Genomic DNA, 22,609 nt, shown 5'->3' on the forward strand with positions numbered 1-22,609 from the left:
AATTGGCGAACCTTTCAGTAGCCCTTTAGGGTTTGGTCAGTAACAAAGGCTTTCAGCCGCAGAGAAAACCACCCGTTCTCACGGGTGGTTTTTATTTTTTTCTTTTGCAGCTCATCGATCAGCTGCTTCGTCCGTTTTGCATTGCCTTCGGCGAAGTTCTCCAGACGGTCCTTCAGTTCAGGGTCACCATGGATGCGCTCGGCCGTGATCAAGTAGGTCCTCATCAAATCCTCTTCCATTTGGACCGAGTTTTCCAATATTTCTTCAATGGTTTCCTTTTTGCTGTCTTGGTGAAAAGGATTCTTCATCTCAATCCTCCCTTTTAGATTGAAAGAAACTCTCCTTTTATCTTCGCCGGCAGATTACTTTTTATACTCTGCTTTCCTCCAGATGAAGAAAGCTGTTGTCGCCAAAATCGTGGAAATCAAAGCGACGATCACCGCACCATATACACGCTCATCTTCCTGGCCATAATAACCCTCAATCGCGTTTGAGAGGGAGACGACATTGACCGCAAGGAACAGGAAAATCGAGAAAAATGCTGCTCTTTTTTTATCCATGCCTTACTTCCCTCCCAACTGCAAACACCTTTCCATCCTTGATTTCAAGCAGGATTTTTGGAAGCTCGCGCTGCGGCGGTCCCGCCATCGGCTGCCCGCTGTCTACGTTGAAATAACCTTTGTGGCATGGGCAAAGAAGGACATTTTCCTTATGCTCGTAAAAAACAGGGCATTGCAGGTGTGTACATTTATTGTTGTAAGCGACGAATTTGTCGTCCGGTGTCCTGACCAGAATCGCCGGTTCATTTTTCGTCGGGTAGTTGAAGTTCCTGGATTCACCGATTGCCAGGTCATTGACATCGGTGACTTCCACTCTCTTCACTTCACCGTTTTCATCCCGCAGGAAAGTGAAAATTCCGAACGGTGTCGTCGCCAGCCCGATCGCGACGGTTGCACCAAAGGAAGCCTTCAGGAACGCCCTTCTGTTCAAATGGACGTCGTCTTTCCTGTTCAGGTTTTCGATCAGCTTGATCATATCTTTATCATCTTCATGATGGTTCTGTTTTTTATCATCACTCATGGCCAAATCCTCCTGTTCCTAGAGCTGAAACCTCGCATCGATTTTTTTTGCCAGGTTCAAGTATTCCTTGAATAGCGCAGTATTTTCCGCCGCAATCGCAGGCGTCTCGCTGTTCTCATCCGCTTCCTGGATCGGCAGCCGGCCCAGCAATTCCGTGTCAAGCTGGGAAGCCAGTTCCTCGCCGCCGCCTTTTCCGAAAATATAGTACTTCTGGTCGCTGTCTTCAGGCTTGAAGTAAGACATATTCTCGACCACGCCGATGACCTCATGCTTACTCTTGATCGCCATCGCGCCGGCCCGTTCCGCAACGAATGATGCTGCTTTATGTGGCGTTGTCACGACGATTTCCTTGCTCTCTGGAAGCATCAGATGCATATCCAGCGCGACATCCCCCGTTCCAGGCGGCATATCAAGAATGAAATAATCCATTTCTCCCCACAGCACATCCTCGGTAAAATGCTGAATCATTTTTCCAAGCATTGGGCCGCGCCAGACGATTGGCTCATTGTCCTTCACGAGAAAACCCATGGACATCACTTTAATTCCGTTCGCTTCAACCGGGATGATTTTTCCGTTAAACGTTTTTGGCTTTGTATTTATATTCAGGATTTTCGGTACACTGAATCCATATATATCAAGGTCGATGATCGCCACTGATTTGCCGAGCTTTTGCAGTGCAAGCGCAAGATTTACTGATAATGAAGACTTGCCGACTCCGCCTTTTCCGCTCGTAACCGCCAGCACATTTCCTTTTAACATTTAAAAGCACCTCTTTTTTGGATGGGTTATTATTCCCTACCTTATATAAAATTGGTTGAAACCTTAACTGGAAAAAATCGCTGAAAATTTCCAGTTCGCTATATAATTTGGTTTTTCGCTATAAAAATCTCATTTTCGCTATATTATTTGGATTTTCGCTATTAAAATAATTTTTTCGCTATAAAAATCTGTTTTTCGCTATTATCCTTATCGGAGGAATAAAACAGAGCCGGCCCTAATGAACTTAGCGCTCTTTTCCGGCCGGCTCTTATTAATTAGGACTGTGAATCAGTATAAACACCGAAGAATTCAGGCACGTAGTCCCATTTGTTGCCCTCTTGAGGCTTTTTGCCTTCGACAAGGTTCATCTGGGTGCGTTTTCTGCGCAGCTGCTGCATTTCGTCGAAGTCGATGAAGCGGATCGCTTCACTCGGGCAAACAGACGCACACATTGGCGCGATATCGTAGCGTGTTCTGTCATAGCACATATCGCACTTATACATTTTGTTTTTCTCGAAGTCGAATTTAGGGATACCGAATGGGCAGCCAAATGTACAGTTGCGGCAGCCGATGCACTTCTCTTCCATCGCGGAAAGCACGACGCCTTCATCCGTGATTTGAATCGCATTTGCCGGGCAGACGCGGGCACATGCCGGGTCTTTACATTGCATGCACAGCATCGGGAAGGTCTGGCGTGATTCGGTAAAATCAACATATTCTACATAGTTCCGTTCTTTTGCATCATGGTCTCCGCACTCACGGCAGGCTGCCTGGCAGGCACGGCATCCGATACAGCGTTCAAATTCAAGGTACATTATTTTATTCATAATGGCCGTTCCTCCTATTTAGTCAGTTTTTCAAGTTTTACAGCACAGACTTTAAATTCAGGCATCCGTGAGATTGGGTCCAGTGCCGGGCTGGTCAATTGGTTGACCGCCAGCTTTTTGCCCCAGTGATAAGGGACGAACATTGTATCTTTGCGGATTGCTTTCGTTATTTTTACCGGAGCGATCATATCGCCTCGCGGAGTGGTAAGCTTCACTCTTTCGCCGTTCTCGATCTGGTACTGGCTGGCCAGTTCAGGATGCATTTCAACGAATGGCTCAGGACATTGCTCCTTCAGGAAGTCGACGCGTCTTGTCTGGTTTCCTGAAAGGTAATGGAATACAACACGGCCTGTAGTAAGCCAAAGTGGATATTGTTTTGACTGCACTTCTGCAGGTCCTCTGTAATCACAAACGGCGAGATTCGCTTTGCCGTCTGGTGTTTCGAATTTCTCTTTGAACATCGAAGGAGTTCCCTGATGGTCAAGTGCAGGAGCCGGCCAGAAAACACCGTCCTGTTCATCGATCTTTTCGTATGTGACACCATAGTAATCGGCTTTGCCGCCCTTTGATGCAAGACGAAGTTCATCGAAGATTTCTCTTGGCTCGTTATATTGGAAGTGCTGGCCTTTACCAAGACGTTCAGCAATCAGGCTCATGATCTCCCAGTCTGGTTTGGATTCACCGATCGGATCCACTACTTTGCGGATGTGGATGATCCGGCCTTCGGTATTCGTCGTTGTTCCTTCATCCTCAGCCCATGTTGTTGCAGGAAGGACTACATCTGCCAACTCTGCAGTCTCAGAAAGGAAGAAATCATTTACGACTAAGAAATCGAGGTTTTCAAGCTGTTCTTGCACATAGTTGATATTTGGCGATGATACAACCGGGTTCGAGCAAATGACATGAAGTCCGCGAATCGTCTTCGCCTCCATGAGGTGGAACATTTCATAAGCAGAGACACCTGGCTGCGGCATTTCCTCCGGCTTGATGCCCCAAACTCCTGAAATATACTCAACCGCCTTAGGATCCGTAAGCTTGCGGTATCCTGGAAGCAAATCTGCTTTTTGGCCGTGTTCACGACCACCCTGGCCATTTCCCTGTCCTGTAAAAGTGGCTACTCCAGAAGCAAATTTGCCGATCTGGCCGCGCAATAATGCCATGGATGTGTAAAGACTTACGTTATCAACACCTGCTGTCTGCTGTTCCGCTCCGCGAGCGAACATTACGACTGAACGAGGTGACTTTCCAAAGATGTGTGCAGCTTTGATGATCTTTTCAGCTGCGACACCAGTAATTTTCGATGTATATTCTGGCGTGAATTTAGCCGTCATTTCTTTCAATTCTTCGAAATTATTGCAGCGCTCCTGGACATATTCGTGATCCACATAATCATGTTTGATCAGCAAGTGCATGATTCCGTTTGCTAACGCGGAGTCTGTTCCAGGAAGAAGATCAAGGTGAACATCAGCAACCCTTGCAGTTGCGGTTTCACGCGGATCGGCAACAATGAGCTTTGCGCCTTTGTCCTTCGCTTTCCAGAACCACTGGATACTAGTCGGGTGACATTCTGCCGTGTTAGAGCCTGCCATGAAGAAGCAGTCGCTATGCTCGAGTTCCGTCCATGGAAGCGATGATCCCCGGTCAATTCCAAGCGTCTTATTGAATCCGCCGGCAGCAGAACTCATGCAGTAGCGGCCATTATAATCGATATAACGAGTGCCCAGTCCGACACGTGCGTACTTTCCTACAAGGTAGCATTTTTCATTTGTCATCGACACGCCGCCATACACAGCGAGCGCATCCTTGCCGTATGTTCCCTGGATCTCTTTATACTTTCTTTCAATCAGATCAAGCGCTTCGTCCCAGGTTGCAGCAACGAACTTTCCATTCTTTTTGATCAAAGGTGTCTTGATGCGGTCTGGATGGTCGATCGTCTGGTACGCCGTAACCCCTTTAGGGCACATTTTCCCTCTGGTCAAAACCCAGTCATAACGCGGTTCCACACCCATGACCTTATTCGTTTTTTCATCAACGCGGATGTGCATCCCGCACTGCATTCCGCAGTAGCAGCAATGTGTTGTAACTAATTTTTCTCCTTTGCGAATCTGGTTCTTTACGCCTTCTTTAACGAGAAACTGGCTCATCGATTTTTTCCTCCTTCAAATCCTGGTCGATTCCGTAAAACTCTTCCGAACGTTTTTTACTGAAGCCTGATATATGAATTCCGTTATTTGTACTGACCGGTCCGTATGGGTTTCCTTTTGGTGATTCAAGATTCATTTGCTTCATTGCCCTCATCCTGCGGCGGCAGCCTGTGCAATAATCCGAAAGATAGGATCCGTCCGCTAACTGCAGATCAAAATTCTGGCTTTTTAAAATGGCCTGGACATCGGCGATCTGGTCGTCATTGCTGTATGGCTGTCCGCAGCTCTTACATGATTTCGTATCCACTTTGATCACCTCTTGATAACTCATTGGTACGGCTGTAGCCAGCGGCCTGATTGGCACGTGGAACAGTTTTCCGAATGGGAAGTACATCAGCATGATGATGACTGTAACCTGATGGATCAGCGACATGTAATGATGCATCCAGCCATCAAGGAATGTGTACATGATTGTTAAAATCAAACCTGTAACTGTTACCGATAATAAAATGATCAATGGCAGGATATCGAATTCGAATCGCTGGGTTACTTTAACATCGTAGTTCGTGATCCGTCGATAAAGGGCCATTCCGGCTCCAATCAAAACCATGATTGCCCCGATATTCAATCCGTTATAGACGATTTCAGCAAAAAGTCCGTGGGCCGCCATTGTGATGGTTGGCATGTCGAACACGATGATCTGGTACGTTTCTGAATCGATCAAGTCGAATCGCATCCAGCCGAATGTAAGCCCGAAGGTGATCCCGAAGGAAATGATGCAGCCCCATGAAATCATCAAGTGCTGAATTCCGCGGTATAATCCGCGCTGAAAAATGAATTTCTGTAAGATAATGTTATCGATCAATGTTTTGACTAGTGCTTTTGAATTGCGTTTCATTCTTTCTTTATTAAAAAGGTTCTCAACACTTCGCTTAGCCACTCTGTTCGTCGCTTTACGCCACATCCAGAAGCTCATCCTGATTGAAAGCCCGATGGCAAATACTGCTGAAGAAATTGCATATCCCAGAAGCGCCATGTCAATATGGACAAACTTCGAAGTCGAATACCACATTGAGAAAAATAATATCATCACAGCGACAAAGGAATACATGCTTGTTTTGGAGTAAAAGGATTTCTCGAATTTGTACAACTTTGCTACCTCCCTATAAATCGTTTCCGATTTCAAAAATCATCTTATCATGGAAAAACAGTCAAAAAAGGCTTAAATTGTAAACACTTTGTGAATAGTGAAAAATTGATTTGATAATGTTTTACAGCCCTAATCATCACTGTATAACCGTTCATACCTAAATCTTAAGGGAGCAAGATTAAAAGATATGTGAAGTCCGTCACACCAATATAAGTGGACACAAAATCGTAATAAATTTGTGCGGGAGTTAACAATCTGGCACCAGCAAGATGGCAGGAAGGCGATTTGAAGAATCTGTTTTAATGGACATATACCGTTCTGCTAGTTCAGTCGAGGTAATAGCAGTAACGAGTGCCATACCCACCCCATTTAAAAATTGCCAAAATGGATTGCTAATCTAAGTTGAGTTATTAGTAGCCAGGCAAAGTTTTCCTTATACTAGAACTATCAAGCCAAGAAAGGTTGGGAGTTATGGACAATTTCAAAGCTTTTATGGTGAACAAAACGGAACAAGATTTTTCGGCCGAAGTGAAGACGATCACATTGGAGGATCTTCCTGAAGGAGATGTGCTGATCAAGGTGGCGTACTCCAGTGTCAACTATAAGGACGGGCTGGCGAGCATTCCGAATGGCAAGATTGTCAGATCCTATCCTTTCATCCCTGGAATCGACCTTGCCGGTACAGTTGTCTCTTCTGATGACAGCCGCTTCAATGAAGGAGATGAAGTGATTGCGACCAGCTATGAGATAGGGGTTTCCCACTATGGCGGATACAGCGAGTATGCGAGGATTCCGGGGGACTGGATTGTCCCGCTGCCTGAAGGTCTTTCATTGAAGGAAGCGATGGTTTACGGAACTGCCGGTTTTACGGCAGCCTTATCTGTCCACCGACTGGAAGAAAACGGCCTGACTTCTGAAAAAGGGAAAGTCCTTGTGACAGGAGCAACCGGCGGTGTTGGAAGTGTCGCCGTGGCGATGCTAGCAAAGCGTGGCTATTACGTCGTAGCGAGCACAGGGAAAGAATCAGAGCATGAATACCTTCAAAAAATTGGCGCCTCAGATATCATCAGCCGCGAAGAGTTAGTCGGGGAAAAGATCAAGCCTTTAGATAAGCAGCTATGGGCAGCGGCCGTCGACCCGGTTGGCGGCAAGACATTGTCGGCAATCCTCAGCAAGCTCGAATACAACGGTTCAGTCGCAGTCAGCGGCTTGACTGGCGGAACAGATGTCCCAGCAACGGTGTTCCCGTTCATCCTCAGGGGAATCAATCTCCTTGGCATTGATTCCGTTTACTGCCCGATGGAAACGAGAAAGCTTCTATGGCAGCGAATGGCCACGGACTTGAAGCCGGAGGGACTGCTGGAAGCCATCAAAAATGAAGTATCATTAGAAGAATTGCCAGGCGTCCTTACCAGCATCTTAAAAGGCGAGAACCGCGGCCGAACGGTTGTGAAGATGTAAAAAAACAGCCCGAATCCAGTCAATAACTGGGTCCGGGCTGTCTTTCATCCAAATTAATTTAGTACTGTGCTGCAAGTTTTCTGAATCTAGTTTTTAACTTTGTGCTGCAAGCTCCTGTGATTCTACTTTTTAACTTTGTGCTGCAAGCTCCTCTGAATCTACTTTTAATTTTATATCGCAAGCTCCTCTGAACTGACTTTTGCCAGATGACCACAGTCATTCAGGAACAGCACTGCTTTTTTCCCGTTTTCATTCACTTTCAGTAAATGGATTCCTGTGTCTCCTGTCGGGAAATAAATATCATTGGATACAGGCAGGTTCAAAAATGACCTCAGAAGATTGGAGATCATACCGCCATGGGAGACAATCGCGATTCGCTCCCTGCCCTCACTCTCAGCAAGAATCCTGGAAAAAACCGTCTGGGCCCGGAAGCGGAATTGAAGCTCGGATTCTCCTTCCTCGATCGGAACATGCGGCTTCCTTCCGCCCTCCGGTTCGGGATAGCGCAGCTTGGCCTCGGCAAAGGGCAGCCCTGCCAAAACTCCATTATTGAATTCTCTTAATTCATCATCTTCAATCACCGCAATCCCGGTTTCGCTGCTGAGGATTTCGGCTGTCTCCCTTGCTCTTTTCAATGTGCTCGCCCAGATCACTTCCGGCATATATTTTTCTTTGACGACTTTAGCCATCTCCCTTGCCTGCCTGCGGCCGTGTTCCGTCAGGAGCAAATCGGCTCGCCCTTCATGCACCTGCAAGATATCCCCTTCAGATTCACCATGCCTGATCAAAAGAATTTCCATACCCTCACCCTTTGTTAATCTTTTACCTAATCAATTCTCCACTGCTCGCCAAAACCCCTTTTACATCAAAAGAAAAAAAGACCCGCACTCATTGTGCGAATCTTTTCCTTGATTATTTTACCGGTCCCAGGCTTGACCTTCTGATTACCTGGTTGATCACTTCAGAAAAGACAAGGCCAACTGCGATCGCTCCGGATATCATCGATGCCTTCGCTGCTAAAGATAGGGCAACGCCATAATCATTCTCCACAAAATTCCTCATCGCATCATACGCCAGTCCGCCCGGAACGAGTGGAATAATTCCGGCGACACTAAAAATAATGATTGGCGTCCGATATGCCTTCGCGAACATCTGGCTGACAACCGCAATTAAAAACGAGGCCATCAATGTCGCAAAAATGGTGCCGAATCCATTTGTATCCAGGGCAAAATAAACAATCCAGCCGACCATCCCGGATATCCCGCACTTGACCAGGGACTCCCTCGGTGCGTTAAAAATGATCCCAAACGCTGCCGAGGCAATAAAACTCGTAATTAGCTGCTCTATATAAACCATCGCTTTTTCTCCAGTCTACAAGAAAGATAAAATAGCCGCAATGCCTGAACCAATCGCAAACGCCGTCAACAGCGCTTCTGCTCCTTTTGACAATCCTGAAACCAAATGGCCGGCCATCAGGTCCCTGACTGCATTCGTGATCAGCAGGCCGGGCACTAGCGGCATCACTGAACCAATGATGATTTTATCAAGCTCCTGGCCGAGCCCGAATTTCACAAAGAAAAAGGCAATCATCCCGATAAAGAAAGACGACAGGAATTCAGCAAAGAATTTTACCGGAACAATCCTGTGAAAATAAACGACCAGGAAAAAGCCGATCCCTCCTGCGGCCATAGAAGGAAGGAAATCGAGCCAGCTGCCGAGGAACATGATGGTGAAACAGCCGCTTGCAATCGCAGCCGCTATGATTTGAATCGTAAACGAGTAGGCTAGATTCGCTTCCTCAATCTCCTCAAGGAGCCGGCACGCTTCAGCAAGCCCTACCTCGCCGCTGCTTATTTTTCGTGAAACAGCGTTGACCATGGCCACTTTCCTGAGGTCCGTCGTCCTGTCTGAAATCCTTACAAGCTTCGTCCTCTCCGGGCCGACACCTTCCACGGAAAAAATGATCCCGGTCGGCGTCACATAACTATGGGTCTTATCGATGCCAAGAGCAGAAGCCATCCGCGACATCGTATCCTCGACGCGATACGTTTCTGCGCCGCTTCGTAGCATGATTTTCCCGGCCAGCAAACAGGCCCGCATCACTTCAAATGTTTGATCCTGATTATCCATAATGATCCTCACATACCAATCCGTACGATGTAAATTTCTTTATCAGTTTAAATCAAAAGAGTGCATATTAGCAACCATAGAAAAAGCCAGCCATGATACGGCTGGCTAAGGCCTCAGGACACAGCTTCCTTCGGCTGGCAAACTTCCTTTTTCGGTTTGCCTTTCACAATCGTCAGAATCAGGGCGAGTACGACAAAACCACTTGAAATCTGGAACAAGGTTCCCAGATCAACATATTGCGCCAGAACCCCGAAAAACAGTCCACTCAAACCAATCCCAAGGTCAATGGATGAGAAGAACATCCCGTTGGCTACTCCTCGACGATTTGGCGGTGTCATTGATAACGTCCATGATTGTAAGGTTGGGATCAATGAACCGAATCCAATTCCAAACAATACGCCTGCTAAAGCGATCATCATATTGGAGTGAGCAAATGAAAGCACCCACATGCCCGCAAATGTAATGCTGATCGTTAAAATAACAAGCCCGACAGGTCCTTTTTGGTCAAACCATTTTCCGGCTACCGGACGTGACAATGAAGCAAGAATCGCGTTGCACAGATAGAATAAAAAGATTTGGTCGATCCCGCGTTCCTCACCAAATATAACGATGAAGGTTACAATCGTTCCATATCCAAGGTTGATCAGCAATGTCAGCATGGCCGGGAACCAGCCTGACTTTTCAACAAGCGAACCAAGATAAGAGAATTTTAAATCTTCCTTGCTCGTTTTCACTACCTGTTCAGGTGTGTGATAATGAACGGTTCCGAGCAGCACAAGGGCAATGACACCAAGCGCACCAGAAATGTAAATCAGATTTTCAAATGACGTTACTTGAAATAAGAATATCCCTAGGCTCGGCGCAATGATCATCCCTATTGTAATGGACAGGCCGTAGTATCCCATCCCTTCTCCAAGCCTGGAGTTCGGAATCACGTCAACCGCTGCCGTGCCGTTGACAGTCGTCGACCATCCCCATGCAAGCCCGTGCAGCAGCCGGACGGCAAGGAAAATGACCACCACCTGGGACAGCGGATATAGGAATGTAATGAGCAGCAGCATAACGGCTCCAATCAAAACGAGCGGCCTTCTGTGTTTATATTCAAGCATAAATCCGATGAACGGCCTGCTCAGCACGGCCCCAATGGAAAATAAGGCGGTAACCAAACCGATCTCCGTTCCATTCGCACCAATCGATTTTATATAAGGCGGCAATGTCGGAATGAGCATCTGGAAGGACATGAATACAAACAGGTTTCCAACCATCAGCTTTATGAATGAAGAGGTCCATAATGGCTCTTTTATTTGTGGCAAATTGTTTCTCCCCTTTACTTTGTATCTTCGAATGCAGGCATCTTAACCGTGAAAATCACTCTGCCTTACAAAAAATGCCCTTAAACAAACAAAAAATCTTCCGCACGAGAAGATTTTCCATGTATTTCGCATTTCTAAATAATAGCACATTCCATAGCATGATTGAAAGGGGAAATTTGTTTTTGACAGTTGCTTTACTAACATATAACTTTTCTTAACATTACTGGTCTCAGTACTTTGTTCATCCAAAACTGATAAGCAAAACAAGCGCCATCGAAAATAGCCTTTACTGAAGATATTTCGGATTATCCTTGATGGTCGACTGGTTCAACTCCTGAAAAATATCCGGCTTTGCTGGTTCTTGGCTGCTTTCCATCTTCATCACCATTGCTGGAAGGTAATCATTCAGGATTTTTCTGAACTCACCGACCGTCAATGGCTTCGCGTCATCGGTGAGCTCATACCCCAGCTGGCCATTCGGTTCAATTGTTGCGAATTTCACGTCTTCCATTTTGGTAATCCCATTATTCCTCAATCTCATCTCCAACTGGTCGACCGTCAGCCGCATCCTCTTCATCGTTTTGATATTCAACTGGCCATTCTGGATAATGACCTTCGATTTTCCGGTGATGAATTTTTCAAAAGCATTGAACTTCAGTTCCAAATATTCAATTATTACAATTGCTGCAACAAAGATGGCTGCCCCGGCAATTGCCTTCCACATACTCTTATCTACAATCGGCTGGACGATGATGGTTCCAAGTGAAATCATCACGACCGTCTGTGCCAGCGTCATTTGCGAGATCGACTTCCTCCCCGCGATTCTCAACAATAAAATTCCAGAAAGGATCAAGAATGCCGTTTCCCAGATAAAAGTGAAATTCATAAGCGCCTCCTAAAAAAATGCTAACCTTATTTTTCTCCATTGACGGACATATTATGAGGCACAAAACAGCACTCCTCTAGAATGAAGTGGGACATTAATGCTTGTTTCTCCGGATCCTCAATAACAATCTTAATTCTTGATACATTCCCCGGATTTGCAATTTCACGGGATAGACAGGTTTAAATTTTCCCAACCCATTTAAGGTTTCTTGCTAACGTGCTCTGGATAAATGAAAATGTATGAATTTTCAAACATTTAAGGAGGAACTATGAAAAAATTCAGTGTCATTGCGTTAGCACTCATGTTATTCAGTTTGGTTTTATCTCCCTCATTCTCCAGCCCAAAGGCATCCTTGCTTACAGCAGAACTGGATCCAAAGGTCGAACGCCTGCTGGCTAATCCTTTGAGCAATGAAGAAGTTGAACTTATCATTACTTATAAAGACATGCCAGTACTCTCGGATATCAAGCTTCTGAAACTATTAGGTTTCGAAGTGAACCCCTTCAGCGAGCTTCCAATTGTAGCGGTTAAAGGGAAGATTGGCCTTGTCAATGAGCTGCTTCTTACGGCAAGCAATATCCTCTCAATTTATGCGAATGATGATCTGCACTATTTCCTTCGAGACAGCAGGGCTCTCATCGGCGCAGAAGCGGTTTGGAATGACCTTGGTTTTACCGGAAAAGGAGTAACTGTAGCGGTAATCGACAGCGGTATTGATGCCACCCATCCAGATTTGCAGTATGGTGAAAAGGTCGTTCAGAATGTAAAATTCGTTGCCGGAGACCTTTTTGGCAATCAGCCTCTATACCTTGAGAACCAGCTGAACACAGACACCACCTCTGGCCATGGCACCCATGTTGCCGGAACGATTGCCGGTAGCGGGACCTCTAGCAACGGATTGTATAAAGGAATTGCTCCCGATGCAAAATTAGTCGGTCTTGGCGTTGGCGAAGCCATCAACATCCTTTGGTCACTGGAAGCTTTTGATTATGCCATTAAGAATCAAGAAAAGTACGGAATCGACATCATCAGCAACAGCTGGGGCTCAACCGGGGAATATTCTCCTGATCACCCTATCAATGTCGCTTCCAAAAAAGCGCATGACGCAGGTATGACCGTTGTGTTTGCCGCTGGAAATGAAGGTCCTGAAGATAATACGCTAAACCCATACTCAGCTGCTCCCTGGGTCATCAGTGTGGCGGCTGGAACCAAGGATAAGCAACTAGCCGACTTCTCCTCACGCGGTGTTGCAGGAGACGAATTCCTGCATCCTGATATCACGGCTCCAGGCGTCGATATCGTGGCAACCCGATCTTCCACTGGACTTGTCATGAATCTATTAGGTACAGTAACCGATGTCTCATATATAGAAGCGACTCACCTGCCTTTCTATACAACTTCAAGCGGCACAAGCATGGCCGCGCCACATATCTCTGGTGTAGCTGCATTGATGAAGGAAGCCAACCCTTCCCTTAGCCCGGATCAGGCACTTGATCTGATGATCCAAACAGCTGACCCGATGCCTGGTTACCAGCTACATGAAGCCGGCTCAGGCTATGTGAACGCTTATGAAGCAGTCCAGGCCGCTCTTATCCAGTAGGCATCCGACTTTTTAAAATCCTTCCCGTTAACGGGGAGGATTTTTTCTTCCTTCAAATTCCTATGGCAGAAGGACCCTCTTGTATTTCCCCCACTTTTGAGTTAGGTTTGAATAAAAAACCTGAATATTCGGAAAGGGGTTGCTTTAGATGCTTGATTGCCAGGATGAGGTTTTATTTTATACAAAACAGCTTGTGAACATCGGGAGCATTGTCAATACAACTGGAGAGAACGAAATTGCTCAGGCACTTTATACGATGATTTCATCGTTTCCTTATTTTATAGAGAACCCAACCCACGTCATTAAACCGCAAACTCAGAATGATGTGCTTGAACGGTACAATGTACTGGCTTTTGTAAAAGGAACCAAAGGCCACAGCAACCGGACTGTTATTCTGATGGGGCATCTGGATACGGTCGGGATAGATGATTTCACACAACTTACTGGCCTGGCGTTCAATCCTGATGAACTTCTTGTTGAGCTTAAAAAAGAAAAATTGCCTCCTCATGTGAAGGAGCAGGCTGAATCAGGCGATTGGATGTTTGGACGCGGAGTGCTGGACATGAAAAGCGGAGTGGCCTCCAATCTTTATCTGCTGAAGTATTATTCCGAGCATCCGGATGAACTCGAGGGAAATCTTGTCTTTTTGGCAGAATGTGATGAGGAAGACAGTTCATACGGCATCCTTTCAGGAGTCAAAGATCTGAATGCCTGGAAGGAAGAGCATGGCTTTGAGTATATTGCCCTGATTAACAGTGATTTCGTTTCACCAAGGTTTCCCGGTGACAGGAATCGCTATATTTATAAAGGAACTGTCGGGAAGCTTTTGCCTTCATTTTTTATAACGGGGGCCGAAACCCATGTCGGGTCAGCGTTTGAAGGCCTGGATCCAAATCTGATCGCCGCTGAGTTGACAAGGCAAATCGACTATAATCCTGAACTCTGCAACGAAGCTTTCGGGGAAACGACCATGCCGCCAGTCTCCCTGAAACAGATGGACCTCAAGCCGAACTACACCGTGCAAACAGCGCTGGCCGCGTATGTATATTACAATTTCTTCATTCATTCCTGGACCCCAAAGGATGTACTCGAAAAATTGAAGGAGCAGGCCCGCATTGCTTTTGCCAACGGATTGGAGCTGTACGAGGAGCGCTACAAGCATTTCTGTAAAATCAGCGGCGAGCCTTGCAGGGATCTTCAATGGCAGCCCAGGGTAATGACTTATGAAGAGATGGAATCTGAATTGATTAAGGTGCATGGTACTGAATACACAGCCCATATGGTCGAGTTCAAGGAAAACCTGCTTCTGGACGCTACACTTGACCTGAGGATGTACGCTGCGAGAGTTGTTGAGGAAGCATGGAAGTGGATGCCCGACCAGAGTCCGGCAATCATCGTCTTCTACTCCTCGCTTTATTCGCCAAGAATCGAAGTGAATGGTGAGACCGAGGATGAACGGAATTTGATAGAAGCACTCGATGCGGCTGTTAAAAGTGTTCAGCCTGAATATGACGAATCCATCGTCGTCCGCAATTTCTTTCCTTATATATCCGATATGAGTTTTGTCGCTTTGAGCGATGATGACGAAGCATTGGATGCTGCATCCCGCAATAACCCAAGCTGGGGAACGAAATTTTTTGTGGATTACCAGGAAATCCGTGAACTGAATGTCCCAGTGGTCAATATCGGGCCATACGGGCTGGATGCCCATAAACGCTATGAACGGATGGAAATAGACTATTCTGTCAGAATTGTCCCGAATCTCACCAATGAGGTCATCAAGAATCTATTGGCAAAATAATTTGCAGGTGCCTTGTCAGGGGCACCTTTTTTGTATAAACATAGCCGAACACCTCTTGTTTTTCAGCTTTTTTCTTATTACTATATAGTTCAGTGGAAATATATTATAGTAATCATTAAAATAAACATAAGAGACTGATCAAAGGAAAGGCTGATTTAATTGGAAGAAAACTCGAATTTTATAAAAACGATCATTAAGGAAGATTTGGAGAGCGGCAAGCGTGATACAGTCTTGACCCGATTCCCTCCAGAACCAAACGGATACTTACATATCGGTCACGCAAAATCGATTGTCATCAACTTCGGGCTAGCAGATGAGTTCGGCGGCAAGACAAACCTCCGCTTTGATGACACGAATCCGCTGAAGGAAGACCAGGAGTACGTGGACTCCATCAAGGAAGACGTCGAATGGCTTGGGTACGAATGGGAAGGCTTGTTCTTCGCATCTGACTACTTCGATGAAATGTACGACCGCGCTGTCCTTTTGATCAAAAAAGGATTGGCATATGTCGATGATTTATCCGCCGATGAAATCCGTGAATATCGCGGCACCCTTTCTGAGCCTGGCAAGGAAAGTCCGTACCGCAATCGTTCGGTTGAAGAGAACCTTGAACTGTTCGAACGCATGAAGAACGGCGAATTTGCCAATGGCGAAAAAGTATTGCGCGCAAAGATTGATATGTCTTCACCAAATATCAACCTGCGTGATCCGGTCATCTACCGAATTTCGCATGCGACACACCATAACACTGGGGATAAGTGGTGCATCTATCCGATGTACGCGTTTGCCCATCCGATTGAGGATGCAATCGAAGGCGTTACCCACAGCTTGTGCACAACCGAGTTCGAAGACCAGCGTCCTCTATACGATTGGGTTGTACGTGAAACCGAAATGGAAGCAACTCCGCAGCAAATCGAGTTTGGCCGCCTGAACCTGACAAATACGGTTATGAGCAAGCGCAAACTGAAGCAGCTTGTTGAAGAAAAGTATGTCGATGGCTGGGATGATCCACGCCTGCCAACAATCTCCGGATTGAGAAGACGGGGCTTCACACCAGAAGCGATTCGTGAATTCGTGAAAGCAGCTGGCGTTTCCAAAGGATACTCTGTGGTTGACGAGCAGATGCTTGAGCACTTTGTACGTGAAGACCTTAAGCTGAAGGCTCCGCGTACGATGGGTGTACTTCGTCCGCTGAAAGTTGTTATTACGAACTATCCCGAAGGCGAAGTCGAATGGCTTGATGCAGAAATCAATCCTGAGAACCCAGAAATGGGCACACGTAAAATTCCATTCTCCCGTGAGATTTATGTCGAGCAGGACGACTTCATGGAAAACCCGCCAGCGAAGTACTTCCGCCTATTCCCTGGCAATGAAGTCCGTCTGAAGCATGCTTACTTCATTAAATGCGATGACGTCATCAAGGATGAAAATGGCGAAGTGGTGGAACTGCACTGCACATATGACCCTGAGACTAAGAGCGGATCAGGCTTCACTGGCCGCAAAGTAAAAGGAACACTGCACTGGGTTGACGCAACACATGCCCTTCCAGCAGAATTCCGCCTGTATGAGCCGCTGATTCTTGATGATGAAGAAGAAAGCGAAGATGAAGCCGAGAACAAATCCTTCCTGGATCAGGTGAATGAAAAATCCCTGGAAATCCTGAACGGCTTTATCGAGCCAAACATGAAGGACGCCCAGCCGCAGGACAAATTCCAGTTCTTCCGCCACGGCTACTTCAACGTCGATCCGAAGCACACAACAGAAGACAAGAAAGTCTTTAACCGGATTGTATCGCTTAAGAGCTCGTTTAAGCTTTAATATGTAGATGACTTGGCCTCCCCGAATGAGTGTTTGATTCCGGGGAGGTTTTTTTGTGGTTATTCGGTTGCCGGTGGACGGCGAGCTGGTATAGCGGTAGGTCTTACACCAAAGCTGTCATGGTAACGGTTGGATTTTGACAGCTTTCACCTAATTTTCTTCGAACCTATCAAAATAACGGCGGTTTCTTGACAGCTTTACCGTACTTCCTCTCAAACCTGTCAAAATAAAGGCGGTTTCTTGACAGCTTTACCGTACTTCCCCTCAAACTTGTCAAAATAACGGCTGGTTTTTGACAGCTTTCACCTGAATCACTTCAAACCTGTCAAAATAACGGCAGTTTCTTGACAGCTTTCACCTGCTTCCCATCAAACCTGTCAAAATAACGATGGATTCTTGACAGCTTTACCGTACTTCCTCTCAAACCTGTCAAAATAAAGGCGGATTCTTGACAGCTTTACCGTATTTCCCCTCAAACTTGTCAAAATAACGGCTGGTTTTTGACAGCTTTCACCTGAATCACTTCAAACCTGTCAAAATAACGGCAGTTTCTTGACAGCTTTCACCTGCTTCCCCTCAAACCTGTCAAAATAACAACGGTTTCTTGACAGCTTTCACCTGCTTCCCCTCAAACCTGTCAAAATAACGATGGATTCTTGACAGCTTTACCGTACTTCCTTTCAAACTTGTCAAAATAACGGCGGTTTCTTGACAGCTTTTCCGTACTTCCTCTCAAACCTGTCAAAATAACGATGGATTCTTGACAGCTTTTACCTGCTTCCCTCAAACCTGTCAAAATAACAACGGTTTCTTGACAGCTTTCACCTGCTTCCCCTCAAACCTGTCAAAATAACGATGGATTCTTGACAGCTTTACCGTACTTCACTTTAAACCTGTCATAATAACGATCAATTCTTGACAGCTTGCACCTGCCCCCTTCAAATCCGTCAAAATAACGGACAACTTATAACAGCTGCCTGCTTCACCCTTTATACCTGATTCAGACAACATGCTCTCCTTTTAAAGGAAATCTGCTTTTAATCTAGAATTTAATTATGCAACCAATTTTTCAGAGGTGAGTATTATGGAAATCCGAAAATTAACAAGCGAGGATGCAGAGAATTATCGTGCCCTTCGCCATGAAGCTTTGCTAAAGAATCCTGAGGCGTTCAGCTCCAGTTATGAAGATGAGAAGGGCAACGAAGCGGAGCATTACGGGCAAAGGCTAGATAATAAATCAACATATACGTTTGGCGCATTTGACGAAGATCAGCTTGTTGGGGTCGTCACGCTCGTACCAGAAGGAAAGGTCAAGCTGAAGCACCGGGCAAATATTTTTGCCATGTATGTAACTTCCTCACAACGCAGTAGAGGCATTGGCAAGGAACTTGTAAAAACCGCCATTCAACAAGCGGCAGAATTAAACAGTGTGGAACAGATCCACCTCACAGTGACCTCAAGCAATGAACCGGCAAAAAAACTTTATGCTTCTCTTGGTTTCAAAGAATATGGGGTCGAAAAGAACGCGATGCGGATTGAGGGGACATATTATGATGAAGATTTAATGGTGTTATTTTTATAGAAGGCCAATCTTGGCCTTTTTTTCATGTTTATTTTTCGCTGAAAAAGGAAGTAGGTAAAGGATAAGGTTTTGGAAAGGAGAATGCTCATGTTTTTAGATGCTTATGTTAATCAAAAGGTGCAAGTTAAACTGAAAAATTTCCCCGAAAATATGATTGGCGAAATTACCGGTATCTTTCAGCCTGATGAATGGTACCTGGTAAAGCTGGTCCATGCCGAGAGTATGGGAATTTGGGTTGAGAACCCTTGCTATAAACGGACGCCAGTCCAGAAGGAAGATGGTACCGCGATTCCTTCAGAAGACCAGGTCGAAGAAACCTGCACCACGCACATGTTCCTTCGCTGGGAGTACATTGCATCCATCATTACCTTCCCTGACTCTGATCCTAAGGCTGACAAAAAAGCCAAGCTTATTGGGTTCCAGCCTGATATTGATTAGAAGGTACAAAAACGCTGCCGAAGATCCGGCAGCGTTTCTTCATTTTTACTTAAAGATTAATACCTTACCCACAGTACCGTCAGCACTTTGTCCTACTACACGGAATTTCAAACCTTGTTTTGGAACATTGCGACCTGCGTCGACCATTCCCACATTACTGTAATCAGCACTGTCATCAAATAATGGATTACGCTTTGTAAAGTTATCCTTCATTGTTGCAGCAACGGTTGGATAATTTGAATAATCCAAGAACATTTTTTCGGATTTTTCAAGTCCAAATGCAGCATCATGCAACTGGTAGCGTGTAGAACCGGCTGCTTTATCACTCCAGTAGTTAGTATGCTGATCTGCATCTACTACCCCCAAGAAACCTTCCCCTGGGTGAACTCCTGTCCAGTTGTTATCGTAAGTCTCATCGACATACCATACGACTAAGCCTTGATCGTATGTCATTATGCTATCTCCGCGGCGGATGTTTTTCAGTCCTTCATCAACACCGTTATGGGATCTCCACTCTAGTAAATAGTAGTTTTTAGAATAGAATTTACCGATATCCTTTTTAAAACCATCAAGGGTAAACTTGGAGTCACCTTCTGCATCATCTGTTAAAACCTGATTACCGTCAACTGAAACGGTAATATCATCAACATAAAAACCTGGATTTGCTACATATGGGTCTGTCCAATAGTTAAATTCAACTGTGACCTTTTCCCCAACATAAGCTGATAGGTCAAATTCTGCATCAACCCAATCTCCATTTGAAGACCCGGTAATACCGTTACCTGGATTTTGGTCATTAGGATCATCCGCAGTTGTAATATTACCAGCAACCGATTCACCATTTACCTTTACAGAAGCATAATCCCACTCTGTTTCAATATCATACCATGCCTTGAAGTTTAGTGTAGCATTAGTCGCATTTGTTAGATCAACTGTTGCAACCATAGAATTGTCTAATAGATTTCCACTACCACTGAAATACTCATACTTACCACTTGCTGGAGTATTAACCGTATTTTCTTTATCAGGCAGGTCAATTCTAACTGCATCATTATTAGTACCCTTAGTAACACCTTCATCAAGTAGAATAGTTGTACCTTCACTTGTAATGTCATTAGAGTTCAATGTGGTTCCACTTAACCAATTACCACCATGCCATTGCTGAAGTTTTTCTTTTGCATATGGGCTAAATCCTGGTGGCTCCGTTCCACCAATCTTACCTGCCCAGCTACCGCTCGCCATAACTGACCAATACGCAACAGCTTCACCTGTACCACTATAAATAGTGTCATATTCATCAGGCAGACCTAAATCGTGACCGTATTCATGAATAAACACACCTGCTGCACCGTCTTCAGGTTCAATCGTATAATCCCAAGCTGCTAATACACCACCCCAGCGATCACTGTCAGATAATCCACCAGGAACCCCGATTGGACCAGAACCTAATTTCGAACGGTGAGACCAGATAGCGTCTGCTCCAAGAGCACCCCCGCCTGCTTCTTCACCCACACCAGCATGGATAACCATTAAATGGTCAATTATGCCGTCTGGCTCCGCATATATACCATCATCATCATAATCATCTCGGTCCCATTGATCGTATTCGCTTAAATCTACGTTAGGATCCTGAGCCGCTTGACTAAGTGCTTCGTAAACCAACATTTGAGGGAAATAATCATTTCCATCTGGAGCAGGATCGTTGTGTCCGTAAAATGCCGCAGGCTGGGCTGCAGTATACCAACCGGCTACATTTCCTTCTACAGTATAGCTATCACCGGATTGCTGTTCATAATACTGTTTCATGGAAACGAAGTCTTCACCATTAGGACCCTTATATCCATTTTCTCCAAAAATCATATTTTGGTAATGTTCATCAGTATAATTGTCATAATAAAAATCTGTTTCATTTTCTTTAATTGAATTTCTTGGATAATCAGGGAAGTCAATTTTAAGAACTAGGACATTATCTTTTCGGACTTCGTCGTTATACGGTTCTTTTTCTACTCCATCTACTGCATTCTTTTTAGCTTGCCCTAACTTATTTCCTTTACCATTTTTAAGAGAAGTAGTTTTGGAGTCTTTAGATCCATCCTTCACATTATCAATTGGTTTAGGTAATCCATCTCTTACTTTTAAACCACTTTTAGCTCTTGCGTTTAAGTACTTCTGCAACCCCTTCTCAGCCTCAGCAGGCGTTGCATCCTTAGAAATCTTTCCTTGTTTCTTCAGCATTTCTATCAATCTCTCATCGTTCGCGATGCCTAAATCGATTGGTGCTCCTCCGTTGGCCTGGTAGCTTGGTTTTTCTACTGCTTTGACTGTTGCTGGTCCAGCAGACGCGAATGATAGCGTGCTTGCAAGCATTGCGGTCATCGTAATGCTTGATAGGACCTTAAGACCTAAATTTTTCTTCAAATTCCTACCCCTCTCCTTGAATAGATTTCAGAATATTTAGTGCAATACTATTTTAGCAATTAAACTTTTAATTTACAATATTTTAAATTATCAAATCATTCAACTTTTTTCGTGCAAACTTTCCATAAAACTACCAAAACACTCCATTTATAGTCCTATAATTCGACATTATAAATTTTAGACTTACGAAACTATTTAATTTTTAAAATAATTTGTATAATGAAGAAAAAGAACTATTATACTTGGAGGTCTCCCTATGATAAAAGTTGGAATCATCGGCCTTGGTGCAATTGGCCAGCGTTTGATAAAAGGTTTTCAGAGTCATGCTGAAACTGAAATTGCAGCGGTATGTGACACTATGGAAGAAAGGGCAAATGAGGTGGCGGCTGAGTTGGGCGGAATTCCGTCATTCATGAACCATAAAGAGATGCTTGAAACTACTGAACTTGATCTTGTGTATGTTGCGGTGCCGCCGAAGTTTCACCATGCTGTGGCGTCTGATGTCATCCAAAAAGGGATACATATTTTGTGTGAGAAACCGCTGGCCAATTCGATCGAGGAAGCTGAGAGCCTATTAAAACAGGCACAGGAAGCGGGTATCGTCCATGCAATGAATTTTCCGCTTAATTACAGTGCCGGCAGCAGGACTTTTGAAAAGTTAATCAAGGAAAACTATGTTGGAAAGCTGAGAAGAGTTCAACTGAAGATGCATTTCCCTGAATGGCCGCGCCCATGGCAGCAGAATGCCTGGGTTGCAAGCAAGGAGCAGGGCGGCTATGTGCTCGAGGTGGGCGTTCATTTCATCCAGCAGCTGCAGAAGGTTTTTGGCGAGGTTACAGTGAAGAATGTTCAATTGCAATTCCCTCAAGATCCGAACGCTAGTGAGATTGCTATTTTAGCTGTTTTGGAATTAGCAGACGGAACTCCAGTATTGATTGACGGCATGAGCCAAATTGCTGGCAAGGAGGAAATTGCCTTTACCGCTTACGGCAGCGAAGGAACGTTATCATTGCTGAACTGGGGGCAGCTGGAAGGCGGCAAGCTTGGCGAAGAAATCCTGCCTTTGCAAGCCGATGATTCCCTGACAGATTCATTGATTGATCATCTTGTAAAAGCTGTAAAAGGCGATGAGGCGACAATCATTGATTTTGCTGCAGGATATGATGCTCAGGTCGTATTGGAACAGCTGCGGAAAGGCTGAG

20 protein-coding genes are annotated in these 22,609 nt (G+C 45.2%); 7 read left to right on the forward strand and 13 right to left on the reverse strand.

Features of this window, described 5'->3' with window-relative positions; all coding sequences use genetic code 11:
- Positions 1-14: 14 nt before the first annotated feature.
- The 7 genes from J7E38_RS11410 to J7E38_RS11440 all read right to left on the reverse strand — a co-directional run bounded on the left by J7E38_RS11410 (position 15) and on the right by J7E38_RS11440 (position 5,960).
- The gene (locus J7E38_RS11410; protein ID WP_214707389.1) at positions 15-308 is read right to left on the reverse strand and encodes a hypothetical protein; all 294 of its coding nucleotides are present in this window, start codon (positions 306-308) and stop codon (positions 15-17) included.
- A gap of 54 nt (positions 309-362) precedes the next feature.
- Positions 363-560 carry a hypothetical protein gene (locus J7E38_RS11415; RefSeq protein WP_214707391.1) on the reverse strand — a complete coding sequence of 66 codons (198 nt, stop codon included), beginning with the start codon at positions 558-560 and terminating at the stop codon, positions 363-365.
- Entirely contained in the window at positions 553-1,080 is a 528-nt protein-coding gene (locus J7E38_RS11420) for a Rieske 2Fe-2S domain-containing protein (protein ID WP_214707393.1), read from the reverse strand. The genes J7E38_RS11415 and J7E38_RS11420 overlap by 8 nt, the downstream gene beginning before the upstream one ends.
- 18 nt (positions 1,081-1,098) lie before the next feature.
- Positions 1,099-1,839 (reverse strand): Mrp/NBP35 family ATP-binding protein, encoded by a 741-nt coding sequence (locus J7E38_RS11425; RefSeq protein WP_214707395.1) that lies wholly within the window; start codon positions 1,837-1,839, stop codon positions 1,099-1,101.
- 275 nt (positions 1,840-2,114) lie between these two features.
- A complete protein-coding gene (locus J7E38_RS11430) occupies positions 2,115-2,666 on the reverse strand; it encodes a 4Fe-4S dicluster domain-containing protein (protein WP_144475087.1) in 552 nt (183 codons plus the stop codon).
- A gap of 14 nt (positions 2,667-2,680) precedes the next feature.
- The gene (fdhF, locus tag J7E38_RS11435) at positions 2,681-4,810 is read right to left on the reverse strand and encodes a formate dehydrogenase subunit alpha (protein ID WP_214707397.1); all 2,130 of its coding nucleotides are present in this window, start codon (positions 4,808-4,810) and stop codon (positions 2,681-2,683) included.
- Positions 4,791-5,960, reverse strand: coding sequence for a hypothetical protein (locus tag J7E38_RS11440; protein WP_214707399.1), 1,170 nt, complete (start codon positions 5,958-5,960; stop codon positions 4,791-4,793). Before J7E38_RS11440 ends, fdhF begins: the two co-directional genes overlap by 20 nt.
- 471 nt (positions 5,961-6,431) lie before the next feature.
- On the opposite strand from J7E38_RS11440, the gene J7E38_RS11445 reads away from it, so the two are divergent.
- Positions 6,432-7,421 (forward strand): NADPH:quinone oxidoreductase family protein, encoded by a 990-nt coding sequence (locus J7E38_RS11445; RefSeq protein WP_214707401.1) that lies wholly within the window; start codon positions 6,432-6,434, stop codon positions 7,419-7,421.
- Positions 7,422-7,591: 170 nt separating this feature from the next.
- Here J7E38_RS11445 and J7E38_RS11450 read toward each other — a convergent pair whose 3' ends face one another.
- The 5 genes from J7E38_RS11450 to J7E38_RS11470 all read right to left on the reverse strand — a co-directional run bounded on the left by J7E38_RS11450 (position 7,592) and on the right by J7E38_RS11470 (position 11,750).
- Positions 7,592-8,221, reverse strand: coding sequence for a histidine phosphatase family protein (locus tag J7E38_RS11450; protein WP_214707403.1), 630 nt, complete (start codon positions 8,219-8,221; stop codon positions 7,592-7,594).
- Between the two features lie 112 nt (positions 8,222-8,333).
- Positions 8,334-8,777: a threonine/serine exporter family protein gene (locus J7E38_RS11455; protein ID WP_214707405.1), complete on the reverse strand. Its 444-nt coding sequence runs from the start codon at positions 8,775-8,777 to the stop codon at positions 8,334-8,336.
- 15 nt (positions 8,778-8,792) lie between these two features.
- Positions 8,793-9,551, reverse strand: coding sequence for a threonine/serine exporter family protein (locus tag J7E38_RS11460; protein WP_214707407.1), 759 nt, complete (start codon positions 9,549-9,551; stop codon positions 8,793-8,795).
- A gap of 113 nt (positions 9,552-9,664) precedes the next feature.
- Positions 9,665-10,816, reverse strand: a complete 1,152-nt coding sequence (locus J7E38_RS11465; protein WP_215038522.1) for an MFS transporter — start codon at positions 10,814-10,816, stop codon at positions 9,665-9,667.
- A 334-nt stretch (positions 10,817-11,150) separates the two neighbouring features.
- Positions 11,151-11,750: a DUF421 domain-containing protein gene (locus J7E38_RS11470; RefSeq protein WP_214707411.1), complete on the reverse strand. Its 600-nt coding sequence runs from the start codon at positions 11,748-11,750 to the stop codon at positions 11,151-11,153.
- Positions 11,751-12,018: 268 nt separating this feature from the next.
- Between J7E38_RS11470 and J7E38_RS11475 the strand changes: the two genes are divergently transcribed.
- The 5 genes from J7E38_RS11475 (at position 12,019) to J7E38_RS11495 (ending at position 18,989) form a co-directional block, all read left to right on the forward strand.
- Positions 12,019-13,350: a S8 family serine peptidase gene (locus J7E38_RS11475; protein WP_214707413.1), complete on the forward strand. Its 1,332-nt coding sequence runs from the start codon at positions 12,019-12,021 to the stop codon at positions 13,348-13,350.
- 148 nt (positions 13,351-13,498) lie between these two features.
- Entirely contained in the window at positions 13,499-15,151 is a 1,653-nt protein-coding gene (locus J7E38_RS11480; protein WP_214707415.1) for a M20/M25/M40 family metallo-hydrolase, read from the forward strand.
- A 159-nt stretch (positions 15,152-15,310) separates the two neighbouring features.
- Complete coding sequence (locus tag J7E38_RS11485; RefSeq protein ID WP_214707417.1) at positions 15,311-16,969, forward strand: glutamine--tRNA ligase/YqeY domain fusion protein; 1,659 nt, start codon at positions 15,311-15,313, stop codon at positions 16,967-16,969.
- Positions 16,970-18,053: 1,084 nt separating this feature from the next.
- Positions 18,054-18,551, forward strand: a complete 498-nt coding sequence (locus J7E38_RS11490) for a GNAT family N-acetyltransferase (RefSeq protein WP_214707418.1) — start codon at positions 18,054-18,056, stop codon at positions 18,549-18,551.
- A gap of 87 nt (positions 18,552-18,638) precedes the next feature.
- Entirely contained in the window at positions 18,639-18,989 is a 351-nt protein-coding gene (locus J7E38_RS11495; protein WP_214707420.1) for a hypothetical protein, read from the forward strand.
- Positions 18,990-19,034: 45 nt separating this feature from the next.
- On the opposite strand, the gene J7E38_RS11500 is transcribed toward J7E38_RS11495, so the two are convergent.
- Positions 19,035-21,365, reverse strand: coding sequence for an immune inhibitor A domain-containing protein (locus J7E38_RS11500; RefSeq protein WP_215038524.1), 2,331 nt, complete (start codon positions 21,363-21,365; stop codon positions 19,035-19,037).
- A 298-nt stretch (positions 21,366-21,663) separates the two neighbouring features.
- On the opposite strand from J7E38_RS11500, the gene J7E38_RS11505 reads away from it, so the two are divergent.
- Positions 21,664-22,608, forward strand: coding sequence for a Gfo/Idh/MocA family protein (locus tag J7E38_RS11505; RefSeq protein ID WP_214707424.1), 945 nt, complete (start codon positions 21,664-21,666; stop codon positions 22,606-22,608).
- The last annotated feature ends 1 nt before the right edge of the window (position 22,609 follow it).

Origin of the sequence: Bacillus sp. ISL-35 (assembly GCF_018613355.1) — a bacterium.
GTDB lineage: Bacteria > Bacillota > Bacilli > Bacillales > Cytobacillaceae > Mesobacillus.